The 23050-nt window shown below is 58.4% G+C and carries 20 protein-coding genes; 14 read left to right on the top strand and 6 right to left on the bottom strand.

Annotated elements, in window-relative coordinates; all coding sequences use genetic code 11:
• Window positions 1-155: 155 nt before the first annotated feature.
• The 8 genes from hslV (at window position 156) to eutC (ending at window position 8040) form a co-directional block, all read left to right on the top strand.
• Complete coding sequence (hslV, locus tag ACQE3E_RS04960) at window positions 156-725, top strand: ATP-dependent protease subunit HslV (protein ID WP_071154817.1); 570 nt, start codon at window positions 156-158, stop codon at window positions 723-725.
• A complete protein-coding gene (gene hslU / locus ACQE3E_RS04955) occupies window positions 722-2041 on the top strand; it encodes an ATP-dependent protease ATPase subunit HslU (protein WP_426991081.1) in 1320 nt (439 codons plus the stop codon). Before hslV ends, hslU begins: the two co-directional genes overlap by 4 nt.
• Window positions 2042-2044: 3 nt before the next feature.
• The gene (locus ACQE3E_RS04950; RefSeq protein ID WP_064024251.1) at window positions 2045-2434 is read left to right on the top strand and encodes a gamma-butyrobetaine hydroxylase-like domain-containing protein; all 390 of its coding nucleotides are present in this window, start codon (window positions 2045-2047) and stop codon (window positions 2432-2434) included.
• A gap of 8 nt (window positions 2435-2442) precedes the next feature.
• A complete protein-coding gene (gene ubiE, locus ACQE3E_RS04945; RefSeq protein WP_427501277.1) occupies window positions 2443-3192 on the top strand; it encodes a bifunctional demethylmenaquinone methyltransferase/2-methoxy-6-polyprenyl-1,4-benzoquinol methylase UbiE in 750 nt (249 codons plus the stop codon).
• A 72-nt stretch (window positions 3193-3264) separates the two neighbouring features.
• Window positions 3265-3909, top strand: a complete 645-nt coding sequence (locus ACQE3E_RS04940; protein ID WP_427501276.1) for a ubiquinone biosynthesis accessory factor UbiJ — start codon at window positions 3265-3267, stop codon at window positions 3907-3909.
• An 11-nt stretch (window positions 3910-3920) separates the two neighbouring features.
• The gene (gene ubiB / locus ACQE3E_RS04935; protein WP_427501275.1) at window positions 3921-5489 is read left to right on the top strand and encodes a ubiquinone biosynthesis regulatory protein kinase UbiB; all 1569 of its coding nucleotides are present in this window, start codon (window positions 3921-3923) and stop codon (window positions 5487-5489) included.
• A gap of 398 nt (window positions 5490-5887) precedes the next feature.
• Window positions 5888-7267, top strand: a complete 1380-nt coding sequence (locus ACQE3E_RS04930; protein WP_313728831.1) for an ethanolamine ammonia-lyase subunit EutB — start codon at window positions 5888-5890, stop codon at window positions 7265-7267.
• A complete protein-coding gene (gene eutC / locus ACQE3E_RS04925) occupies window positions 7264-8040 on the top strand; it encodes an ethanolamine ammonia-lyase subunit EutC (protein WP_313728832.1) in 777 nt (258 codons plus the stop codon). The genes ACQE3E_RS04930 and eutC overlap by 4 nt, the downstream gene beginning before the upstream one ends.
• Window positions 8041-8362: 322 nt before the next feature.
• Here eutC and ACQE3E_RS04920 read toward each other — a convergent pair whose 3' ends face one another.
• Window positions 8363-10462 carry a cache domain-containing protein gene (locus ACQE3E_RS04920; RefSeq protein WP_427501274.1) on the bottom strand — a complete coding sequence of 700 codons (2100 nt, stop codon included), beginning with the start codon at window positions 10460-10462 and terminating at the stop codon, window positions 8363-8365.
• 348 nt (window positions 10463-10810) lie between these two features.
• Between ACQE3E_RS04920 and ACQE3E_RS04915 the strand changes: the two genes are divergently transcribed.
• Entirely contained in the window at window positions 10811-11563 is a 753-nt protein-coding gene (locus tag ACQE3E_RS04915; RefSeq protein WP_071154809.1) for a peptidase, read from the top strand.
• 171 nt (window positions 11564-11734) lie between these two features.
• On the opposite strand, the gene ACQE3E_RS04910 is transcribed toward ACQE3E_RS04915, so the two are convergent.
• Both ACQE3E_RS04910 and ACQE3E_RS04905 read right to left on the bottom strand, forming a co-directional pair.
• Complete coding sequence (locus tag ACQE3E_RS04910) at window positions 11735-12703, bottom strand: alpha-E domain-containing protein (RefSeq protein ID WP_064031068.1); 969 nt, start codon at window positions 12701-12703, stop codon at window positions 11735-11737.
• 1 nt (window position 12704) lies between these two features.
• Complete coding sequence (locus ACQE3E_RS04905) at window positions 12705-14162, bottom strand: circularly permuted type 2 ATP-grasp protein (RefSeq protein WP_313728834.1); 1458 nt, start codon at window positions 14160-14162, stop codon at window positions 12705-12707.
• A 441-nt stretch (window positions 14163-14603) separates the two neighbouring features.
• On the opposite strand from ACQE3E_RS04905, the gene ACQE3E_RS04900 reads away from it, so the two are divergent.
• The 3 genes from ACQE3E_RS04900 to ACQE3E_RS04890 are packed head-to-tail and all read left to right on the top strand — an operon-like array spanning window position 14604 to window position 18749.
• Entirely contained in the window at window positions 14604-17144 is a 2541-nt protein-coding gene (locus tag ACQE3E_RS04900; RefSeq protein WP_313728835.1) for a circularly permuted type 2 ATP-grasp protein, read from the top strand.
• 13 nt (window positions 17145-17157) lie between these two features.
• Entirely contained in the window at window positions 17158-18129 is a 972-nt protein-coding gene (locus ACQE3E_RS04895; RefSeq protein WP_313728836.1) for a transglutaminase family protein, read from the top strand.
• Window positions 18126-18749, top strand: a complete 624-nt coding sequence (locus ACQE3E_RS04890; protein WP_313728837.1) for an inorganic pyrophosphatase — start codon at window positions 18126-18128, stop codon at window positions 18747-18749. The genes ACQE3E_RS04895 and ACQE3E_RS04890 overlap by 4 nt, the downstream gene beginning before the upstream one ends.
• 89 nt (window positions 18750-18838) lie before the next feature.
• Here the strand turns inward: ACQE3E_RS04890 and ACQE3E_RS04885 are convergent, their stop codons facing one another.
• The 3 genes from ACQE3E_RS04885 to ACQE3E_RS04875 all read right to left on the bottom strand — a co-directional run bounded on the left by ACQE3E_RS04885 (window position 18839) and on the right by ACQE3E_RS04875 (window position 20966).
• Window positions 18839-19306, bottom strand: coding sequence for an Hsp20 family protein (locus ACQE3E_RS04885; RefSeq protein WP_071154807.1), 468 nt, complete (start codon window positions 19304-19306; stop codon window positions 18839-18841).
• Window positions 19307-19478: 172 nt separating this feature from the next.
• Window positions 19479-19679, bottom strand: coding sequence for a YgaP family membrane protein (locus tag ACQE3E_RS04880; protein WP_064031063.1), 201 nt, complete (start codon window positions 19677-19679; stop codon window positions 19479-19481).
• A 9-nt stretch (window positions 19680-19688) separates the two neighbouring features.
• Complete coding sequence (locus ACQE3E_RS04875; RefSeq protein ID WP_313728838.1) at window positions 19689-20966, bottom strand: NAD(P)/FAD-dependent oxidoreductase; 1278 nt, start codon at window positions 20964-20966, stop codon at window positions 19689-19691.
• A 290-nt stretch (window positions 20967-21256) separates the two neighbouring features.
• Here ACQE3E_RS04875 and msrB point away from each other — a divergent pair, with 290 nt between their 5' ends.
• Window positions 21257-21649 carry a peptide-methionine (R)-S-oxide reductase MsrB gene (msrB, locus tag ACQE3E_RS04870; RefSeq protein ID WP_427501273.1) on the top strand — a complete coding sequence of 131 codons (393 nt, stop codon included), beginning with the start codon at window positions 21257-21259 and terminating at the stop codon, window positions 21647-21649.
• Entirely contained in the window at window positions 21646-22950 is a 1305-nt protein-coding gene (locus ACQE3E_RS04865) for a M18 family aminopeptidase (RefSeq protein ID WP_313728839.1), read from the top strand. The genes msrB and ACQE3E_RS04865 overlap by 4 nt, the downstream gene beginning before the upstream one ends.
• The last annotated feature ends 100 nt before the right edge of the window (window positions 22951-23050 follow it).

Genomic DNA, 23050 nt, shown 5'->3' with positions numbered 1-23050 from the left:
AGCGTTAACGGCACCACCTATCCGGCCGCCTCACTTTAATCAGTTTCGCCCGATAGTTCAACGCTTGGCCGGCCGGCGAGCCCCAGCAAACTTCTCCCCATCGCAATCCAGAACATGTAAAATCCTCGGCTTTCCCCGTTCCGTTGATTGAAAACATGACGAGTTTCGAAGGTACCACCATATTGTCCGTGCGGCGCGGCGACAAAGTCGTGATCGGCGGCGACGGCCAGGTCACGCTGGGCAACACCGTGATGAAGGCCAACGCCCGCAAGGTGCGCCGGCTTTACCACGACAAGGTGATAGGCGGTTTTGCCGGTGCCACCGCCGACGCCTTTACCCTGTTCGAACATTTCGAAGGCAAACTGGAAAAACACCGCGGCAATCTGACCCGCGCCGCCGTCGAAATGGCTAAGGATTGGCGCACCGATCGGGCGCTGCGCAAGTTGGAAGCCCTGCTGATCATCGCCGACAGCAAGACCACCCTGGTCATTTCCGGCACCGGTGACGTGATCGAGCCGGAATACGATTTCATCGCGATCGGCTCCGGCGGCGCGTTCGCGCAAAGCGCGGCCCGCGCCTTGTACGAAAACACCGAACTCGGCGCCCGCGACATTGTCGAGAAGTCACTGCACATCGCCGCCGACATCTGTATCTACACCAACCACAATTTACGCATCGAAGAATTGGACGCCGAAGCCAAACCGGCGGAGCAAGAACAACCATGAGTCAAATGACCCCAAGAGAAATCGTCAGCGAACTGGACAAGCACATCGTCGGCCAGGCCGACGCCAAGCGCTCGGTCGCTATCGCGCTACGCAACCGCTGGCGCCGCGGCCAGGTAGATGCCGGCATGCGCGAGGAAATCACTCCGAAGAACATTCTGATGATAGGCCCCACTGGCGTCGGCAAGACCGAAATCGCCCGCCGCCTAGCCCGCTTGGCCAACGCCCCCTTCATTAAAATAGAAGCCACCAAGTTTACCGAGGTCGGTTACGTCGGCCGCGACGTGGAATCCATCATCCGCGATCTGGTGGACACCGCCGTCAAAATGACTCGCGTCGCGGCAATGGAAAAAGTGCAAAACCGCGCCGCCGACGCCGCCGAAGACAAGGTGCTGGACATTCTGCTGCCGCGCGCCGAGGGCGGCATGCTGTCGGAAACCGAGGAATCCACCCGCCAGAAAATGCGTAAAAAACTGCGCGAAGGCGATCTCGACGACAAGGAAATTCAAGTCGATGTCGCGGCGCCGTCGGTGGGTGTCGAGATCATGGCGCCGCCGGGCATGGAAGAAATGACCAATCAGTTACAGGGCATGTTTCAAAACCTGAACAGCGGCCGCACCAAGACCCGCAAATTGAAAATCAAGGACGCGCTGAAACTGCTACAGGAAGAAGAAGCCGGCAAACTGGTCAACGAGGAAGACATCAAGCAAACGGCGCTACAAGCCGTCGAGCAAAACGGCATCGTGTTTCTGGACGAGATCGACAAGATTTGCAAACGGGGCGAAATCGGCGGCGGCGAAGTCTCTCGCGAAGGCGTGCAGCGCGACTTGTTGCCGCTGGTCGAAGGCAGCACGGTCAGCACCAAATACGGCATGATCAAGACCGACCACGTGCTGTTCATCGCATCCGGAGCCTTTCATTTGACCAAACCGTCAGACCTGATTCCAGAGTTGCAAGGCCGTTTTCCGATCCGGGTCGAACTGAGCGCGCTTAGCGCCGAAGACTTCGTCCGCATCCTGACCGAGCCCAACGCCTCGCTGACCGAGCAATATCAGGCGCTACTCAAAACCGAAGGCGTGGACGTGCAATTTACCGCCGACGGCATCCGCCGCATCGCCGAACTGGGCTGGCAGGTCAACGAAAAAACCGAGAACATCGGCGCCCGCCGCTTGCACACAATCTTGGAGAAGTTGCTGGAGGACGTGTCCTTCAACGCCCCGGACCTGTTGGAGAAAACCGTGACCATCGACGCCACCTACGTCAACGCCCATTTGCTGGAACTGGCCGACGACGAAGACCTCAGCCGCTATATCTTATAAGCCATGCGTATCGAAATTCCGCCCTGCCACCACGTCCCGACCGAAATCAAGCTGCACCAGGTCTCGGGTATACTGGAAATCCATTTCGACGACGGCAGCATCTTCGAAATGCCGGCCGAATACCTGCGCGTCTACACCCAGTCGGCCGAAGCGGTCGGTCACGGCCCCGGCCAGGAAACCCTGCAAACAGGCAAGGAGGACGTTGCCATCACCGACATCCTGCCGGTCGGCAATTACGCGGTCAAACTGGTATTCAGCGACGGCCACGATACCGGCATTTACAGTTGGGACTTGTTGTACAAACTGGGTTCGGACTTTCCGCTGCTCTGGTCGCAATATCTCGAAGAACTCCAAGCCGCCGGCATTAGCCGCCGCTCGCCCATTACTCATTAAACGCCACCATGACTAACGACAACACTACCCATTTCGGCTTCAAACAAGTACCGGTCTCGGAAAAAGTCGCGATGGTGCGCGGCGTGTTCGATTCGGTCGCCAACAACTACGATCTGATGAACGATCTGATGTCGTTCGGCATTCACCGGATCTGGAAGCGGGTCGCGGTACAACTGGCCAATGTGCGCGAAGGCGATAAAATACTGGATCTGGCCGGCGGCACCGGCGACTTGACGATGCTGTACGAGAAACGGGTCGGCGCCAAGGGCCAAGTGGTATTGGCCGACATCAACGCAGAGATGCTGCGCAACGGTCGCGAACGCCTGGTCAACAAAGGTCTGGCCGGCAATATCCGTTACGCCCAGGTCAACGCCGAATGCCTGCCGTTCGCCGAAAATACCTTCGATTGCGTGACGATAGGTTTCGGCTTGCGCAACGTCACCGACAAGGACGCCGCGCTGCGTTCGATGTACCGAGTCTTGAAACCTGGCGGCCGGGTCATCGTACTGGAATTTTCCCATCCGACCGATCCGATTACCGAAAAGGTTTACGACTTTTATTCGTTCAATCTGCTGCCCAAAATCGGCGCGGTCGTCGCCAAGGACGAGGAAAGCTACCGCTATCTGGCCGAATCCATCCGGATGCACCCGAAGCAGGACGAACTAAAACAAATGATGGAAAACGCCGGTCTGGAGCGCTGCGAATATTTCAATATGACCCAGGGTATCGTCGCGGTGCACCGGGGCTACAAGTTTTAAGCGCCGCGGCTTCCATCGACCCCGGATGGTAGCGCGCGATTGTCCGCAACAGCTCCGATCGACGAACGGCTAATGGCGAACGATTTTCTGCAAGTCAAACCCCTACTGGTAGCCGCGCTGGAAACCGCGTTGAACCAGTATCTGGTGCTGGACGACCACCTCGAAGACTATCTGGCGCCGATGGCCGGCAAGGTCATCGCGTTGCGCATTCAGCCCTTCGGCGCCGAACTGTTCCTGTGTCCCGGCACCCGGCGTATCCAGATTCTGGAGAGTTACGCCGGCGAACCCGATGCCAGTTTGAGCGGCTCGCTGGCCGCTCTGGGCCTGATGGGCTTGAGCACCACGCCGATGCGCTCGCTGTTTCGCGGCGACGTCACACTGGCCGGCGATACCCAACTGGCCCGCAAGCTGCAGCGCTTGTTCGAAAAACTGGACATCGCCTGGGAAGCCAAGTTGGCCCGCTACGCCGGCGCCGACCTGGCCCACCGCCTGGCCGGCTGGGTGCGCGGCGGCCGCGCCTGGTCGCGGCATGGCCTGACCACGTTTAAACTCAATCTGGAGGAATTTCTCCAGGAAGAGACCCGCGAACTGCCCGCCAAACCGGAAGCCGAGCAAGTCTTTCAACAGATCGACCAACTCCGGTTGGATGCCGACCGGCTGACCGCTCGCCTCGACCGGCTGGCCGCCGCCCTCACTCCACCCACCGAACCCCGTTAAAAGGACTGCTTGTGATTCGTCCCAAAACCTTGATGCGCCTGATTCATATCAATTGGGTGATGATGTTCCACGGTCTGGACGAAATCGTGCTGAAAACCCGCTTGTTCCGGGCCATCCGCTTTCTGGCCTATTGCTCGCCCAACTACTGGCTGGGCCGCACCACGCTGCCGCGCGGCGTCCGCATCCGCAAAACCCTGGAAGACCTGGGGCCGATCTACGTCAAATTCGGCCAAACCCTGTCCACCCGCAAAGACTTGCTGCCGGAAGACATCGCCGAGGAGCTGGTCAAGCTCCAGGATAAGGTGCCGCCCTTTCCGGCCGAAACGGCCCGGAAAATCATCGAGCAGCAACTCGGCCAAACCCTGGGCGAAGCCTTCGCCGAATTCAATCCGACGCCGCTGGCCTCGGCCTCGGTCGCCCAAGTGCATACCGCGCAATTGCACAGCGGCGAGCAAGTCATCGTCAAGGTGTTGCGCCCGGACATCGCCGGCAAGATTCATTCGGACGTCGCGCTGCTATTCGAATTCGCCAAACTGGCCGAGCGCTTCTGGCCGGATGCCCGCCGCCTGCGCGCCGTCGAAATCGTCGCCGAGTTCGAGAAAACCATACTCGACGAACTGGACCTGGTCCGCGAAGCCGCCAACGCCAGCGCGATCCGCAGCAATTTCAAAAACTCCGAGTTGCTCTACATTCCGGAAATCCACTGGCCGCTGACCCGCCGCAAAGTGCTGGTGATGGAACGCATCTACGGTATTCCGGTCGGCGACATCGACTCCTTGCGCGAAGGCCAAGCCGATTTCAAGAAACTGGCGGAACGGGGCGTGGAAATATTCTTTACCCAAGTATTCCGCGACAACTTCTTCCACGCCGACATGCACCCCGGCAATATTTTCGTGCAACTGCCGGACAAATACCTGGCGGTCGATTTCGGCATCGTCGGCAGCCTGTCGGATTCCGATCAGCGTTATCTGGCCGAGAATTTCCTGGCCTTTTTCAACCACGATTACCGGCGGGTCGCGCAAATGCACATCGAGTCGGGCTGGGTGCCGAGCACGACTCGGGTCGAGGAATTCGAGGCAGCCATCCGCGCCGTCTGCGAACCCATCTTCGAAAAGCCGTTGAAAGACATCTCCTTCGGCCTGCTGTTGCTCAGACTGTTCCAGACCGCCCGCCGCTTCGACATGGTGGTCCAACCGCAATTGGTGCTGCTGCAAAAAACCTTGCTGAACATCGAAGGCCTGGGCCGGCAGCTCTACCCGGAGCTGGACCTGTGGCAAACCGCCAAACCCTTCCTGGAGAATTGGTTCAAGGAACGGATGGGACCCGCCGCCAAGCTCAAGGAACTGCTGGGCAAACTCCCGGAAATCACCGAGCAACTGCCGGAAATCCCGGCCCTGATGTTGCACGCATTGCAGAGCACCGCCCAGATGCAGCAACAAATCCAGCACCACCAGCGCGAAATGGTCTTGCTGCGCAAACAGCTCAAATCCAACAACCGCCGTTCGCTGTGGGCCATTTTGACCGCCGCCGCGATGATCAGCGCCGCGCTGATCCTCCAATTGCCCGGTCTCAACTACTGACCGCAATCCGCGCCCGACACCGCGTAACATCCACTGAAGAAGAGTGTCGTAAAAGCCCCTCTCCTTGCGGGAGAGGGGTTGGGGTGAGGGGAAATATCAAGGTAAGGCATTGATTTTATCCCCCTCACCCTGCCCTCTCCCGCGAGGAGAAGGTTCTGTTTCGACTTTTACGACACCCTCTGAAGTGGAAGCTGGATTTTTTATTCACCGGGTAAGTGAGTGTGTTTTAGGCCGTTCGTGTTGAGCAAAGTCGAAACATGGACGGCCCAAAACACGTGACAACGGATCTTTTTGAGATACCCCAGTTTGCGGCAAGCATGCGCTCGCCAGTGTCACGAATCGGTCATAAAACCGGCTTATGCTCGCGGTCCAATCATCAATCAATTTTCGCTCGCGGAATGCCCTACTCGACCGCCGTTAACGGCCGCTTCTTTCAATTTGCGAATCTACGGGTGTTGATGGCCAAGGCATCGCCGCGCCGGGCGGCCGACGAATTGGCCGGATTGGCCGCCGATTCCGAGATCGAACGGGCCGCCGCCCAGCGTTGTCTGGCCGAGGTCGCGCTGCAACGCTTCTTAGAAGAGCCTCTGATCGACCCGGAATACGACGAAGTATCGCGCCTGATCCTGGATCGCCACGACCAGCGCGCATTTGCGCCGGTCGCCGGTTTGTCGGTCGGCGAATTCCGCGATTGGCTGCTGACCGGTCAAACCGACTTGACAGCGCTGGCGCCCGGATTGACGCCGGAAATGGTCGCCGCAGTCAGCAAAATCATGCGCAATCAGGATCTGATCGCGGTCGCCCGCCGTTGCCGGGTGGTCAGCCGATTTCGCAATACCTTGGGACTGCCGGGTCGGCTATCCACCCGGCTGCAGCCTAACCATCCGACCGACGACACGCGCGGCATCGCCGCCAGCATTCTCGACGGCTTGCTGTACGGCAGCGGCGACGCGGTAATCGGCATCAATCCGGCCACCGACAGCCTGGACAATGTCCGCGCCTTGCTGGAAATGCTCGACGGCATCATCCAACGCTACGCGATCCCGACCCAGGCCTGCGTGTTGGCCCACGTCACCACCACGATGGAACTGATGCGGCGCGGCGCACCGATCGATCTGGTGTTTCAGTCGATCGCCGGCACTGAAGCCGCCAACCGCAGCTTCGGCGTGGATTTAGCTCTGTTGCGCGAAGCCAGGGCGATGGCCGACGAGCAACGGCGCGGCAGCGTCGGCCATCAAGTGATGTACTTCGAGACCGGCCAGGGCAGCGCATTGTCCGCCGGCGCCAACCACGGTGTCGATGCGCAAACCTGCGAAGCCCGCGCCTACGCGGTCGCCCGCGAGTTCGATCCGCTGCTGGTCAATTCGGTGGTCGGCTTCATCGGCCCGGAATACCTGTACGACGGCAAACAGATTATCCGCGCCGGTCTGGAAGACCATTTTTGCGGCAAACTGCTCGGCCTGCCGATGGGATGCGACATTTGCTACACCAATCATGCCGAGGCGGACCAGGACGACATGGATACCTTGCTGACCTTGCTCGGCGTCGCCGGCTGCCATTTCGTGATGGGCGTACCCGGCGCCGACGACGTGATGCTGGCCTACCAAAGCACCTCGTTCCACGACGCGCTGTATCTGCGCGAAGCGCTGGGCCTGCGCCCCGCACCGGAATTCGAAGCCTGGCTGGAAAGCCTGGGCATCTTCGACAATAACCGCCTAACCGACCGCCGCGACGCGTCCCGGCTGCTCGGCCAATTTCGCGGCGAACTGACCGCATGAGCGATCCCTGGCTGGAACTGCGCCGTTACACTCAAGCTCGCATCGCGCTGGGCCGGGCCGGCTGCGCGCTGCCAACCTCGGCGCAACTGGAATTCAACGCCGCTCACGCCGCGGCTCGGGACGCGGTGCATCAACCGTGGGCGGTTCGCGCCTGTGCCGATGCAGTCGCCGATGCCGGCTGGCCGGTTTTGGTACTGAACACGCCGATTGCGGATCGCGCTCAATATTTGCGCCGACCGGACTTGGGCCGGCGCTTGACCGAAGACAGCCGCGCCCAACTGACGGCGCTGAACCCGACCGGCTCCGACGTCGCGCTGATCGTCAGCAACGGTCTGTCTTCGACTGCGGTCGAACGCCACGCTTTCAACCTATTGCAAGCGGTGACGGCCGCTTACCGCGCTTACGGCCTGACCCTGGCTCCGATTTGTCTGGTGCCGGAAGCCCGCGTCGCCGTCGCCGACGAAATCGGCGAACTGCTGCAAGCCAAACTCGCCGTCATCATCGTCGGCGAACGCCCCGGCTTAAGCGCCGCCGACAGCTTGGGCATTTACCTGACCCACGCGCCGCGCCTCGGCAATACCGACGCCGACCGCAACTGCCTATCCAACATCCGCCCGCCACAGGGCCTGGCTTACGAAGCCGCCGCGATCAAACTGGCTTATCTGAGCGCGCAAGCGCTGCGGCGCGGACTTTCCGGCGTGGCCTTGAAAGACGACATGCCGAGCGGCTGGTTGCCGACCAGCAAGGACGCCAACAGCTTGGACTGTTTTTAGCGTATGGAGCCGACAGATCCGCTTGGTTTGAATTAGATGCAACCTGGAAAAATACCGGGCATTTTCATTCTAAGCTTGAAAATTAGAACGTACCTAATTTTTAAGTATCGCCGTAGTAAGCAAAACTTTGTTGGATTAGTAATGCTTCCAAACAGCCAATATGTGCAAAAGTTGGGTGGAGCAAGGGCCGGAATTGGCAATGCGAGCTACCCGGAAGACAAAGCCTTATCCCCCCGAGAATTCAAGACTGCGTTTCCATGCCCTAGTCAGCCGAACACCCAAAGTTAAACGGCGAATGGGCGATCGGCCGCCTCGGGTAGATTCAGAACGGAATAAAGATGAAGGCGATCACGTCGTTGACGTAGCCGTCGGCGACTTTGTATTCCCGGTAGCCCTTGGACACGGCACTACCCAGCAGGTAATTTCGTTCGCGGTATTGCACCACTCGGGATTCGCGCTGACCGGCCGGCAAGCGAAAGCAGGCACCGTCCAAATCCAACAACTCGCTGGCGCCCAAATCCGAGTCGCCAGCGGTCGCGATGACCCGCTTTTGCCGATCTGCGAACAGCGCGAAACAACCCGCCACCGGACTACCCTGCTCGTCGCGAGGCAATACGTCGCTCAACATCGCCGCGAATTGCGGCTCGCTATCGAAAACAATGCCAATTCCGCCCACGACCCGGGTCGTATCGGCCAAATCGGTGATCGCTGCGTTGTAGATATAGGTAGGTCTCTGGGCGTACAACGCCGAACGGGCAAAAGGCGAGACCCGATAGCTTTGGCTGTCAGGGCATTTCAGGGCCGTGACCGCTCCGCTATCGTCGCCAACCCGGCCGCCGACCAAGGCCTGTTGGTTAGGATCGGACACCGCGACAATGTCACCGTTGGCGTCGTAAACATAGAGATTGGTATAAACCGTGTACAAGGCGTTGATGTATTGCAGAATATCGGCGATTTCGCGCCGCTGGCCGGCATCGGGGCTGCCGGCGGCCAGGTGACGACGAAATGCCGAGGTCAATGCCCACCAACGGCAATCGTTGGCGCGCTCGTACAGATTGCGGTCCATGATGTCGACCGCCAACGAAGCCAAAAAGCCCGCGTTGTTTAGATGCGACGACATCACGGTGGCTTGCTGCAAGCTGTTGACCGAGGCGGTAAAAATGCTGGCGATATCGGTGCCGATTTGTTTGATCGCTTCCAACACCGGCATGAATTCGGCGGCGTTTTTGCGGGCCGAGGCGATCTGGCCGTTCAATACCAGTAAACCGAGATCGTCGTTGATGGCGGCCGACGCCTTGCGGATGTCGCGCAGTTCCGGCGGAAAACTGCTGGCCTGCTCCATGATGTCCGGCTGATTGGCCGCCGCCATTGGATCGCGGCTAAACGCCTGATTCAGCGCGGTCATCATTTGTCCGCACCAGCCCAAACCGCGAAAGCCTTGATAACCGTTGCTGGCACGGGTGTTGATGATGTACTCGGCGCCGTGATAACGGGCGATGCGTACCGAGCGTTCGACGCTGGACCAGGTATTGACCGGCAACAATAATTCGTCGCTGCTGGCGATCACGCGGCCGTCGTCGCCCAGCACCCCTAGAATACCGTCGTCGCCGGCGCCGAGCAGGTCGGCGAAAATCCCGCGCATTTCGTCGTCGAACTTAAAGCACAGGCACAACACCCCCAGCAGTTTGGAATCGCGCTGGTTGGTTTCGGTAATTTGACAGGAATAGATCAACGAGTGGCGGCGATCCGGCTGTAAATCCGAATATCGGAAGGTTTCGACATAGGCTGCGCCGCCGGTCAAGGTTTCCGAAATCAGCGGATCCGACGACACCGTCACCGGATTGTGCTTATCGAGATGCGCCTTGACCCGCCCCTGGGTATCCAACACCAGAATTTCGTCGTAAACGCTGTATTTTTTAACGTATTCGCGCAGCCGGTCTTCAATGAACGCGGTTTGTTCGGCGGTTGGCGCGGCCAGACTTAGAAAGGCGCGAATATCGTCGTCGGTCGCCAGAAATCCGACGTCGGCGGTCCGTTCGAACAAATTCCGCACCAGTAAATCGATCGCCACCTGGGCCTTGGACGCGTTATCCAATACCAGCTTCTGGACGTTCTCCAGCAGCAGATTGTAGGTGAGCTTTTTTTGCAGCTCGCCGAATTTGCCCTGGATTTGATTCATGTCGTCCAATATCGTCGCGGCGACATTGTGGCTATTGATTTTGCCGATCAGCGCGATTTTGCCCCACCAATCGTTTAACGACGCCAGCTGCCGTTCGAACGTCTTGACGTCGGGCATCGCCGACAACAATTTATCCGAACTGTTTTCCAAAAGTGCCTGCATAAAACTCCTTGTTTGCGGTAGGTTGAAACAGCGTTCCCGACCGGCGCCGGCGAAATCGCCGACTTCCGGTACGAATTGCATGACATCGTCGATGCATTGCGGGAAGCGCCGACGCGGATCGACGCTTCCCGCACTACACGCCGCCGATCTCCGTGCGGCCGCCAAACGGGAAACAAAAACCGTACCAAGCGATCGAAACCACGAATTTCGCCGGCCGGCGCCGGCCGACCGGCGCGGCGACGGTAGCTGTCGCACCAGCACGGTGCGGTCTGCCGCACCAACTCCGCCAGATTCCATGCAAGCTATCTGGTTAATATTGTTGATAAATTCCCTATCCGCCGCCGACGTGTCGGCAATTGCGCCGGTCGGCTTGGCCTGACTCGCCGACTTTAGTACACTGAACCGATTACTTCATTTCAGGCAGCGCGCATGACTTACTGTATTGCAGTCTCGTTGAAGGACGGACTGGTGTTAACTTCGGATTCCAGAACCAATGCCGGCATCGACAATGTCAGCATTTACGGCAAGATGCACGCGTTCAACACCAACCCCGACCGCAAGATCGTCATGCTCAGCGCCGGCAATCTGGCCACCACGCAGTCGGTCATCGACCAAATCAAGCGCGACGTCAAGGAACACGCGGAAATCAATTTGAACACCGTGCATTACTTGTCCGAAGCCGCCGAGTATTTGGGTCGAATCAGCGTGGAAAAACAGCGCCGCCACACCGACGACGGCCAAAGCAGCTTCAATCCGTCGGCAACCTTCATTCTGGCCGGCCAGATTGCCCAGGAGCCGCACGGCGCCTATCTGGTTTACCCGGAGGGCAATTGCATCACCACCTCGCGGCAAACGCCTTATTTGCAAATCGGCGAGAACAAATACGGCAAACCGGTGCTGGATCGATTTTTGAAAATCGATACCGACCTGCACGAAGCCGGCCGCTGTTGCCTGATTTCGATGGATTCGACGATGCGCAGCAACGCCAGCGTCGGCGCGCCGGTGGAACTGTTGATTTACACGAAGGATGCGATGAAGCTGGACGAGTATTACTGCTTTCAGGAAGATAACGAATACCTGATTCAATTGCGGCGGATGTGGCACGAAAAGCTAAAGGAGGCCTTCGCGACCTTGCCGCAATTCAGCAAGGATGACGCTAAACCGCTACCGGGCTGCTTTTAACCGGGGAACGCAGCGGCCGGACAGATGAAAAGCGTCGTATCTGCATAGTCACGGCGCAAAGTCTGAACCCAAGCGCCCACCCTTCGCGTCCGATCTAGGTGGCGCGAAGGAGGACTTGTTTCGCCGGCCCTGCCGAACCGCCCGCCCGTTCCTTCGCCGAATCGGCAACAGTTAAGCCGCCTTTTCCAACTCCATGCTCGCTTCGCCGTTGTCGGCGTCGAAAAACCAGGCGGCCGCGATGCGCCGGTGCAAGTCGTCGAAACGGGTTTGCAGATCGTCCAGCAATGCGTGCAGTTCGCCGGGCGGCGTTTGACGCAGATCGACAGCCAGGATGCGATTCTCCAGGGCTTCCAAATGCGGGAATAAGGCCGTGGCATTGGGCAAACGCTTGATGCAATGGGCGATCTCGTCCAGACAATGCAGCACCGCTCGCGGAAAATCCGGATTCTTCAGCAAGTAGTCCAACACATCCTCGCCCTTGATGCGCTGACGCACCTGCTTGCGATACATCAACACCGCGCTCAGCGATTTCAAGACATTGATCCATAGAATGGTTTCGTACTCGCGCATCTTGTGGCTACGGTTTTCCGCCAACAGCACCGAACCGAAATCCATGATCCGGCTGGTCATGTCGGCGCGCTCGATATTGCGGCCGATGCATAAAAAACGGTAAGCGTCGTTTCGGCTCATCGCGCCGTAAATAAAGCCGGTGAAGCGTTGGCAACCTGCCATGATTTCCTGCAAATACTGAGCCCGGCCACGCCGATTCGACAAACTGTCCAGATGGTTGTTGGCGTACAGATACATTTCGTTGACCAATTCCCAAGCTTCGTCCGGCATCAGTTCGCGACTGGTGCGGATATTTTCCCGCGCCGCCGACAACGACGATAACAGCGAACCGGGATTACCGGTATCGGCCAACAGGAAACGGGTGGTATTGTGCTCGCTGGGGTTTTTGAAGCGCTGGTAAAACCCGGCCTCCACGCCGCAAATATTCAGCAGATTGTGCCAGCCCATTTCAACGCCGTAGGGCAAATCGTAGATCAAGTGCATCGTCGCGCTGATCAAGCGAGCGGTGTTCTCGGTGCGTTCCAGATAGCGGGCCAGCCAATAGAGACGTTCGGCGGAGCGAGATAGCATGTCATTTCTCCCGGTTGATGATCCAAGTGTCCTTGCTGCCGCCGCCCTGCGACGAGTTAACGACCAGCGAACCGGCTTTTAACGCGACGCGGGTCAGACCGCCGGCGGTCACGAAACCGCGCTCGCCTTGCAGGATGAACGGCCGCAAATCGATGTGGCGAGGCTCCAACCGATCGCCGCACAAGGTCGGACAGGTCGAAAGCGCCAGCGTGGGCTGCGCGATGTAGTTGCGCGGATTGGCCTGGACCAGTTTATGAAATTGCTTGATGTCTTTCTGGGTGGCATGCGGCCCGACCAACATGCCGTAACCGCCGGACTCGTTTGCCGGCTTGACGACCAATTCGGCCAGATGCTCCAGCACGTAGGCGCATTGCTCGGGATCGCTACAAAGATAGGTGGGTACGTTGGGCAACAGCGGCTCTTCGTTAAGATAGTAGCGGATCATCGCCGGCACGTAGGCATACACCACCTTGTCGTCGGCGACGCCGGCGCCGGGCGCGTTCGCCAACGCCACGTTGCCGGCCTTCCAAGCCCTCAGCAAGCCTTTGACGCCCAGCACCGAATCCTTCCGAAACACCTCCGGGTCGAGGAACATATCGTCGATCCGCCGATAGATCACGTCGACTTTTTCCAAACCCTTGACGGTGCGCATGTACACGCAATCGTCGTCCTTGACCACCAGGTCGCCGCCTTCGACCAACTCGGCGCCCATTTGTTGAGCCAAAAATGCATGTTCGAAGTATGCCGAGTTATAAATTCCGGGCGTCAATACCGCGATTTGCGGCTGATCCTCCGGTCTCGGCGCAATCGACGTCAGCATTTCGAACAATTGGGTCGGGTAGTCGTCCACCGGCAGTATGTTCAAGTTCTCGAGTAACTCGGGAAACACTCGCTTGGTGATGACCCGGTTCTCGATCATGTAAGACACGCCGGACGGCACCCGCAAATTGTCTTCCAGTACGTGAACCACGCCGTCGCCGTCGCGTACCAAATCGCTACCGCAGATATTGGCCCAAACCCCGAACTTGGGCTTGAACCCGACACATTCCGGCCGAAAATTGCTGGAACTCGCAATCAATTCGGTCGGCACCACGCCGTCCTTGATGATCTGCCGCTCGTTATAAACATCGTCGATGAAGTGGTTCAATGCCCGCAAACGCTGCCGCAAGCCGGCGTCAATGCCCCGCCACTCCTGAAAATCGATTAAGCGCGGAATGATGTCGAACGGCCAAGCCCGGTCGATGTTGCCTTCGTCGCTATAGACGGTGAAGGTAATACCCATCTCCAATATCGCCGCCTCGGCGGCCGACAGGCGCCCCTTGATGGCTTCCATGCCCAAGGATTGCAAGTACTGACTCAAAGTGGCGCACGTTTGACGCGGCTGGCCGCCACCATCCATCATTTCGTCGTAGGCTTGGTTGGCGCGGTATTGCGCCCATATCGATTGCTCGGACTTCATGCGGGCATCCCTGGTTATCGCTATTATGGTGCCGGACCGCACTAAGTTGGCGCACAAAAGCCGATTCCGGACTCACCCCGCGCCGTTTGCGCGGGTTTCATTTCGTCAATGCAAGCCTGATGCCAAAAAGCCCGGAAAAAGCGCGGTATTCACCAAAGCTGTGCATATTGCCAACAGCTGCCCAAAAATCGGACAATCGAACCACCGCTACGGATACTGGCGGTCGGAAACACACGAAAATGCCGCCCCTCGCTGCCACATCGTTGCCCGCCCGCCCGCGGGTCTCCCGATATACACTTAGGCGCGAAATTTGCTGTCGCTTAGCTTATCGTTCGTCAACTCAGGACCGCCATTGACTCCGCGCTCACCCCGACCCAGCAAAAATCGCTCGGCTTCCCACCGCAAATTGCGCCAAACGACTTAAACCGGCAAACTAAGCCCATGAGCCAGTTATTGCTAGAAGAAGCGTTATCCCCCGGCTATCGTCTGAACCCCAGCGTCTACGACGAAATGCTCGACAAATCCGGTCGCGTCCGGCCGCATTGGCGGCATTTGATGGAGGCTCTGCAACAGTTGGGACCCGAGGAACTGGCTCACCGGTATCGCGAAGCGCTACGGCTGTTGCGTGAGAACGGTGTCACCTATAACGTCTACGGCGATCCGGACGGCCTGAACCGACCTTGGCAGCTCGACCCGGTACCCTTCGTCGTTTCCGGCAACGAGTGGTTCGATATCGAAGCCGGCCTGTTGCAACGCGCCGAATTGCTGAATCTGGTATTGGCCGACTTGTACGGCCCGCGCACGCTGATCAAAAAGAACCTGTTGCCGCTGGAGCTGATATACAACCACGGCGGCTTCCTGCGCGCTTGCGATCAAGTGCGCTTGCCGGGCGAGCAACAATTGGTATTGTATGCCGCCGATTTGGCGCGCGGCCCCGACAACAAGATGTGGGTACTGGGCGACCGCACCCAAGCGCCGTCGGGCGCCGGTTACGCATTGGAAAACCGTTTGGCGATGTCGCGGGTATTGCCGAGCCTGTTTCGAGATGCTCAGGTCCACCGACTGGCCCGATTCTTTCAGGCGCTACGGGCCGGCCTGAACGCGATCGCTCCGCAAACCGCCCACACGCCGATGGTGGTGGTACTGACCCCCGGCCCGCTCAACGAAACTTTTTTCGAACACGCCTACCTGGCGTCCTACCTGGGCTACCCACTGGTGCAAGGCGACGACCTGACCGTCCGCGACGGTTATGTCTGGCTAAAATCGCTCACCGGTTTGCAACGGGTCGACGTGATTCTGCGCCGGGTAGACGACAATTATTGCGACCCGCTGGAACTGCGCGAAGATTCGCGCCTGGGCGTGCCCGGCCTTTTGGAAGCGGCCAGACGCGGCAATGTCGCGATCGCCAATCCGCTCGGCAGCGGGATTCTGGAAAACCCCGGTCTGTTGGCCTTCCTGCCCGGTATCGCACAACACTTTCTCGGCCAACCGTTAAAGCTGAATTCGATCGCCACCTGGTGGTGCGGTCAGGCCGGCGAATTGTCCTATGTCCTCGCCAATCTGAAACGTCTGGTCATCAAACCGATTTACCGGCAACCCGGCGAACACGCGGTGTTCGGCCACCAGCTCAGCAAGTCGCAGCTGGAGGTCTGGCGCGAGCGTATCCGAGCCCGCCCCGCCTTTTACGTCGCCCAGGAATACGAAAGTTTCTCGACCGTGCCGTCGATGGTCGGCGAAGGCTTCGAACCGCGCCAGGCCTTGCTGCGTTGTTTCGCGGTGGCCAGGGCCGGCGGCTACGCACTGATGCCCGGAGGCCTGACCCGTAGCGCGCCCAACTATGGCGACGTTTACATTACCAATCAACTCGGCAGCATCAGCAAGGATACTTGGGTCATAGCCACCGAACCGCAATCCCCGCCGGCCAGCGCCGGCCCGGCCAGCGCCGGCGGACCTCCCGGATTGCGCAATGCCTTGCCGAGCCGAGCCGCCGACAATATTTTTTGGGTGGGCCGCAATGCGGAACGCGCCGAAGGCTGCGTGCGTCTGTTGCGGGCGACGTTGAAGCGGTTGGTGATTAACCCGGACAGCGACCATCCCGACTATCCGCCCAGCCTGCATCGCCTGCTGCACTGCGTCACGAGTCTGACCGGTAGTTATCCCGGCTTCTTCGGCAAGAAAGCGGACGACAAGCTCCTGCGCGCGCCTGAGCCGGAACTGCTGGCCTTGATGCAGGACGATACCCGACCCGGCAGCCTGCCCAATTCGGTGCGGGGCTTGCAACAAGCCGGCTACGCGGTGCGGGATTTATGGTCGTCCGATACTTGGCGGGTTATCGACGAAATTGGCGAGCAAATCGCCGACACCAAACGCGCCGGTAAAACCGGTTTGTGGACGATGCAAGAGCACCTGGATCAACTGGTCACGTCGCTGTCCGCATTCAGCGGTTTGGTGATGGAAAGCATGACGCGAGGCAACGGTTGGTTGTTTTTGGACATCGGCCGTCGCCTGGAGCGGGGTCTGCAATTGATTTCGGTGTTGCGGACCGGATTTGCCGAGCCGCTGCCGGAAGGCGCGGAAACCAGACTGATCGAGACCTTGCTGGAGTGTAGCGACAACTTGATCTGTTATCGGCAACACTACCGCAGCAACCCGGAATTGGCGTCGTTTTTGGAGCTGCTGGTACTGGACCCCAACAATCCGCGTTCGCTGGCGTATCAAATCGCCCGCTTGCAGGAGCATGCCGACAAGTTGCCGAGGGAAACCGAAACCGGCCGGCTCGGCCCAGCGCAGCGCTTGATGCTGGAAGCCAACTGCATACTGAATCTGACCGACATCGACACTTGGCTGGTCGTCGAGAAATCCGGCGTGCGGGAGACCCTGGATCAACAACTCAGCCGGATTTATGCGTTGCTGGCGGCGTTATCGGATACGCTGACCGCCGGCTATTTCCGTCACGGCGACACGCCGCAATCGCTGTCTTGAGGCAGGAGGCCGCATGCGCTACCGCGTTACCCATACCACCCGTTACCGTTATCGCGACATGGTAGCCCTGTCTTACAACGAAGTCAGGATGCAGCCCCGCGCGTGCCCGCACCAACAACTGCTGGCCTCGACGCTGGAAATCAGCCCCAAGCCCAGCGATTACCGACTGCGCAGCGATTTTTTCGGCAACAGGGTCACCTGGTTTTCAATCCGAGAACCCCATCGGGAATTCGCGGTCACCGCCATTAGCGATATTGTCGTCTCCCCGGCGCCGGCCCAGTTGGACTGGTGCGAATCGGCCGATTGGGAAAGCGTCAAGGCGGCACTGTCCGCCGATACCGGCGAAGCGATGCAGGAGGCCCGCCAATTCTCTCTGACGTCGCCCTATATCCCGCCCTCGGCGGACCTAGCCGAGTATGCCGGCGCGTCTTTCACGCCCGGCCGACCGTTGATCGAAGCGGTTCACGATTTGATGCAGCGTATCTTCCGCGACTTTACTTTCGATCCGCATTTCAGCAATCTGGCGACCCCACTGAGCGAAGTGCTCGAGCATCGGCGCGGAGTCTGTCAAGATTTCGCCCACCTGGCGATTGGTTGCATCCGCTCGCAAGGCTTGGCGGCCCGGTATGTCAGCGGCTATATCGAAACCCTACCGCCGCCGGGCGTCGAAAAATTGATCGGCGCCGACGCCTCGCACGCGTGGTTTTCGGTGTTTCTGCCGGAACTGGGCTGGCTGGATTTCGACCCCACCAACAATCAACTGCCCGGCGACCGCCATATTACCGTGGCCTGGGGCCGCGACTACGGCGACGTCGCACCGCTGAAGGGCGTGATTTTCGGCGGCCAGAATCACGAATTGACAGTCTCCGTCTCCGTAGAAAATCTCGAACCTGACGCAGTCGGCATTCGCGGCAACCCGACAAGCGCCGCCGCCGATAACCCGGCTAAAATAACCCCTTTGAATCCAACTCCTCCGATTCCATGAATATCCTACACAAAGCTCATCCCTGGCACGGCATCGCTCCCGGCGATAGCGCTCCGGACATCGTCACCGCATTTATCGAAATCGTGCCGTCCGATACCGTCAAATATGAGATCGACAAACACAGCGGCTATCTGAAAATCGACCGACCTCAGAAATTTTCCAATATGATTCCGACCCTGTACGGCTTTATCCCGCGCACCTATTGCGCTGAAAAAATCGCCGAATATGCAGCCGTGCAATCCGGCCGGCCGGTCAGCAAGGGCGACGGCGACCCGTTGGATATTTGCGTACTCAGCGAACGTAGCGTGACGCACGGCGACATCTTGCTGCAAGCAATACCGATCGGCGGTTTCCGCCTGTTGGACGGTGGCGAGGCCGACGACAAGATCATCGCGGTGATGAAGGGCGACGAGTTTTACCGGCAATGGCGCGACGTTTCCGATTGTCCGGAATCCTACATCAACCGTCTGAAACACTACTTTTTGACTTACAAACACCTACCCAGCGAGAAAAGCGTTTGCGAAATTACTCACGTCTACGGTAGACAGGAAGCGCACGAAGTGATTAAACGGTCGATGGCCGACTACCAATACCATTTCGGCTGCCAAGACGACGGCTAGTGCAACCCGCTCGCCGTTTTATCCGTGCAAAGGCCGCCGGTAAGACCCGGCGACCTTCATTCAGGAAAAACCGCTTCGATCCGCGGAACTCAAACCACGCTAACTTCAGCCGCGTCGTGGCTTAAAACTTGACCGGCGCTATCGATTTCGATGCGGCGCGGCTTCATCGCTTCCGGCACTCGCTTAGTCAAGCGCACGGTCAGAATGCCGTCGCGGTAATGGGCGCCCGCCACTTCAATGTGTTCGGCCAAATTGAAGCGTCGCTCAAAATTACGACTGACAATGCCTTGGTGCAAAAAATGCCGTTTATCGCCCGCCCGTGGTTTTTCGCCCTTAACGGTCAACACCTTGTTTTCGGTTTCGATAGTGAGTTGTTCCGGGGAGAAACCAGCTACCGCTAAACTGATCGCGTACTGTTTATCCTCGACGAGTTCAATGTCGTAAGGTGGGTAATCGTAGTTGGCCCGATCGGTTTGCAAAATCCCGTCCAGCATAGCGGCCCATTGGCCGGAAGCCAGGTTAGGACGATATATTGGGGTGTATTCGACTCGCATCATTCCATCCTCCTAAATTTCAAGATCACGGTTACCGAACCGGCTAACGGTTCGTCCGACTTGGATTTAGGAGCGCTTTGCAAAATTTCAAGTCCTAAAATAGGCGATTGACTATCCGTCAAGCGAAAAAAAGGTCAGGCCGCCTTGACTGCGCGGCCCGACCGAGAGGGAACGACTAAAATGCGCGGCCAGGCTTGACGCCGAGCTTTCTCAAAATAATCGCCAGAGGACAAAAACCAGTGAATGCGGCTTGCAGCAGGTTCGCACCGACAAAGGCGGTAAACCATAACCAATTCGGCGAATGCCAATGCGCCAAGGCCAGGCTCGACAAGATGAACGAACCGGCAAACGCCATCACCCAGCGATCGATGGACATAAGGACCTCCTATTTCAAACGCACCACACCCATGAATTTCAACATCATTCGTTCGTAGAAGGGTTCGCTAATGCCTTTTCTAACCTTGCGCATAAAGTATTTTTCGAACGCAATCTTCGCCAGATGCACCCACTTGCCATGAGCCGACCAAGTGGTGTTACGCGGTGGAATCTGCGGTACGGCCAAGAAGGCAACGCCGCTATCGCCCAGGTCCGCCAGACACAACGCGCTCAAACTCGGTTTGTCGGTCGGCTGTTTGCCGGCCAATTCGTCACGGATATTGTGCGCGGTCGCGGTGACCATCGATTCGATCATGTAACCGGTTTTCGGGGTCCCGGTCGGCACCGGGGTTTTTTCAACCGGCGGCAGGGCCACGCAAACGCCGACCGAGTAAACATTTTTATAGGTCGGGTTACGTTGATACTCATCGACGATGACAAAGCCGCGCGGGTTGGTCAGGCCTTCGGCGCCGCAGTGGCGTACCGCGTCGACACCGGTGAAAGCCGGCAGCATCATCGAATGCTTGAACGGCACCTCGTGCTTTTTCTTTTCGTTGCCGTCGTCGTCAACTTCGGTGACATACATCATGCCCTGTTCAATTTTGTCGACCTTGGCGTTGGTGATCCATTTGATGGTCTTATCGCGCAAAGCGCTTTCCAATAACCCTTTGGTATCGCCGACGCCACCCAAGCCCAAATGGCCGATGTAGGGTTCGGAAGTCACGAAGGTCATCGGTACTTTGTCGCGAATCTTGCGTTTGCGCAATTCGGTTTCGATAATCATCAGGTATTCGTAGGCGGGACCGAAACAGGATGCGCCCTGGACCGCGCCGATGACAATCGGGCCGGGGTCGTCCATGAAGCGGTCCCAATCATCGGAGGCCAATGCGGCGTGATCGACGTGGCAAACCGACGAGGTATGCCCGCCGTGCGGCCCCAAACCGGGCACTTCGTCGAAGGCCAAACGAGGTCCGGTGGCGATCACCAAAAAGTCGTATTCCACCGACGTGCCGTCCGCCAGATCGACTTTATTATTGGCCGGATCGACTTTACTGGCGGACTTCTGTATGAAGTTGATGCCTTTCTTGGCCATCACCGGCGCCAATTCGATTTTCAAATCTTCCGGCTTGCGCCATTTCGGCGGTATCCACGGGTTCGAAGGGACGAAGTGGAACGTCGGGGTGTCGGATATCACGACCACTTCGTGAGCCTTGCCGACGATTTCCTTCATTTCATACGCCATCGGCACGCCACCGATGCCCGCGCCTAATACTACGATTCTTGCCATGACATGCTCCTCTCGCTGATGTCTAAACGAATACGCGGCCGAGTCTATCGTTATTCTTTATCGTGTTATAAAAGCCACCGACCGTGCGAAACCTAGAATATTAGAATTTTCTAACATACGCAACCAAAATCTACCCTTCCTCGAATCCGGACCTCACCCGAATTGTCCGTAACTATAGAAGATTGTTACATTCGCGCACTCGCGGTGGGTATTCGTGGGCGCGACACACTTTGGCCTTGGATCAAGTCTGGGTACAATGCGACATCCCAGCAAATTTCCGGAATAACGATATGGCCGACCAAGACGATAGCGAACAAATCTGGCGCGAAAAACTCAGCCCCGAGCAATACCACGTCTGCCGAGAAAAAGGTACCGAACCGCCGTTCACCGGCAAGTATACCGATTGCGAGGAGGCTGGCGTCTATCGTTGCGTGTGTTGCGGCGAACCCTTGTTTTCGTCCGATCAAAAATTCCACTCCGGCTGCGGCTGGCCCAGCTTCTGGGCTCCCATCTCCGGCGAAAGTCTGGAGCAGTCGCTCGATACCAGTCACGGCATGCGTCGCATCGAAGTCACCTGTCGCTCCTGCGGTGCCCACCTCGGCCATGTTTTCCCGGACGGTCCGCAACCGACCGGTCAGCGTTATTGCATCAACTCGGTTGCGTTGGATCTAGAAAAGTCATGACCTCTCCGCAACTCGCTCAAGATTTACTGGATTTCATCGACGCCAGCCCCAGCCCCTGGCACGCGGCTGCCACCATGGAACAGCGCCTGCTGTCGCGCGGTTTCCAAAAACTGGAGGAAAGCGCAGTCTGGCCGTTAAGCCTTGGCGGCCGATATTATGTGATTCGAGACGCTTCGTCCATCGTTGCGTTCATCGTCGGCGCCGCCGCGCCGGCCGAAGCCGGATTCAAGATCCTTGGCGCCCATACCGATTCTCCGGGTTTGCGGGTAAAGCCACGACCGGTCGTCGACAGCGATCGATTCGTACGCATTGCCGTCGAAGTTTATGGCGGGCCGATCTTAGCCACTTTCGCCGACCGCGATTTAAGTCTGGCCGGACGCATCGCTTACCGCGACGGCGATGGTAGCGTGACCACGACGCTGGTCCGATTTGCCGAGCCGCTGTTGCGTCTGCCGAACCTGGCCATCCATATGAACCGCGCCGTCAACGAGGATGGCCTCAAACTGAATAAACAAACGGAGCTGCCGCTGCTGCTAGCCAATCTGCCGGGCGATAGCCCGGCAAACGACGTGTTTTACGGCCTACTGGAATCGGCTTCCGGCTTGACGGAGGACCAAATTTTAAGCTGGGAGCTCAACGTCCACGACAGCCAAAAAGGTGCGTTCTGGGGCGCGGATCGACAATTCATCGCCGACAGCCAACTCGACAATTTGGCGTCCTGCCACGCCGGCCTGACCGCCTTGCTGAATTGCCGGGAACAACTCGTGGCGGCTACCCGGGTATGCGCCTTTTTCGACCACGAAGAAGTCGGCAGCGAAAGCAACAAGGGCGCGGCCGGCAGCTTCCTGGCCGACGTTCTGTCTCGAATTGCCGGGGCATGCGGCGATCGGCCAGACAATTATCCGCGCGCGCTGGCTCAAAGTTTTCTGGTCAGCGCCGACATGGCGCACGCCTACCAGCCCAATTTTCCGGCCGCCTACGAGCCGGGCCATAAAATCCTGGTCAATCACGGACCGGTGATTAAGATCAACGTCAATCACCGCTACGCCAGCGAATGCGTATCCGAGGCGATTTTCGCCCAGTTCTGCCAACAGGCCGGCGTGCCCTTTCAAAAGTACGCGCATCGCGGCGATCTGCCCTGCGGCAGCACGATAGGTCCGATCACCTCCGCCAAGCTGGGTATACGTAGCGTCGATGTCGGCTCGCCGATGTGGGCGATGCACAGCGCCAGGGAAAGCGCCGGCGTCGCCGACCACGCTTACATGGTCGGCGCACTGGAGGTTTTTTTCAGCAACCCTTAGTATTTCTACTATTCTTGCCGTGTACTCTTGCCCGGTAGAGAATAATTTTGTTTCCGATCTTTTCGTCCCACTGCAATGTTGCATTGCAGCGTGCAGCGTT

Origin of the sequence: Methylomonas sp. MED-D, from assembly GCF_050276835.1 — a bacterium.
Lineage (GTDB): Bacteria > Pseudomonadota > Gammaproteobacteria > Methylococcales > Methylomonadaceae > Methylomonas > Methylomonas koyamae_A.
The sequence above is the reverse complement of the archived record's forward strand: the minus strand, read 5'-3'. Positions and strand labels throughout refer to the sequence as shown.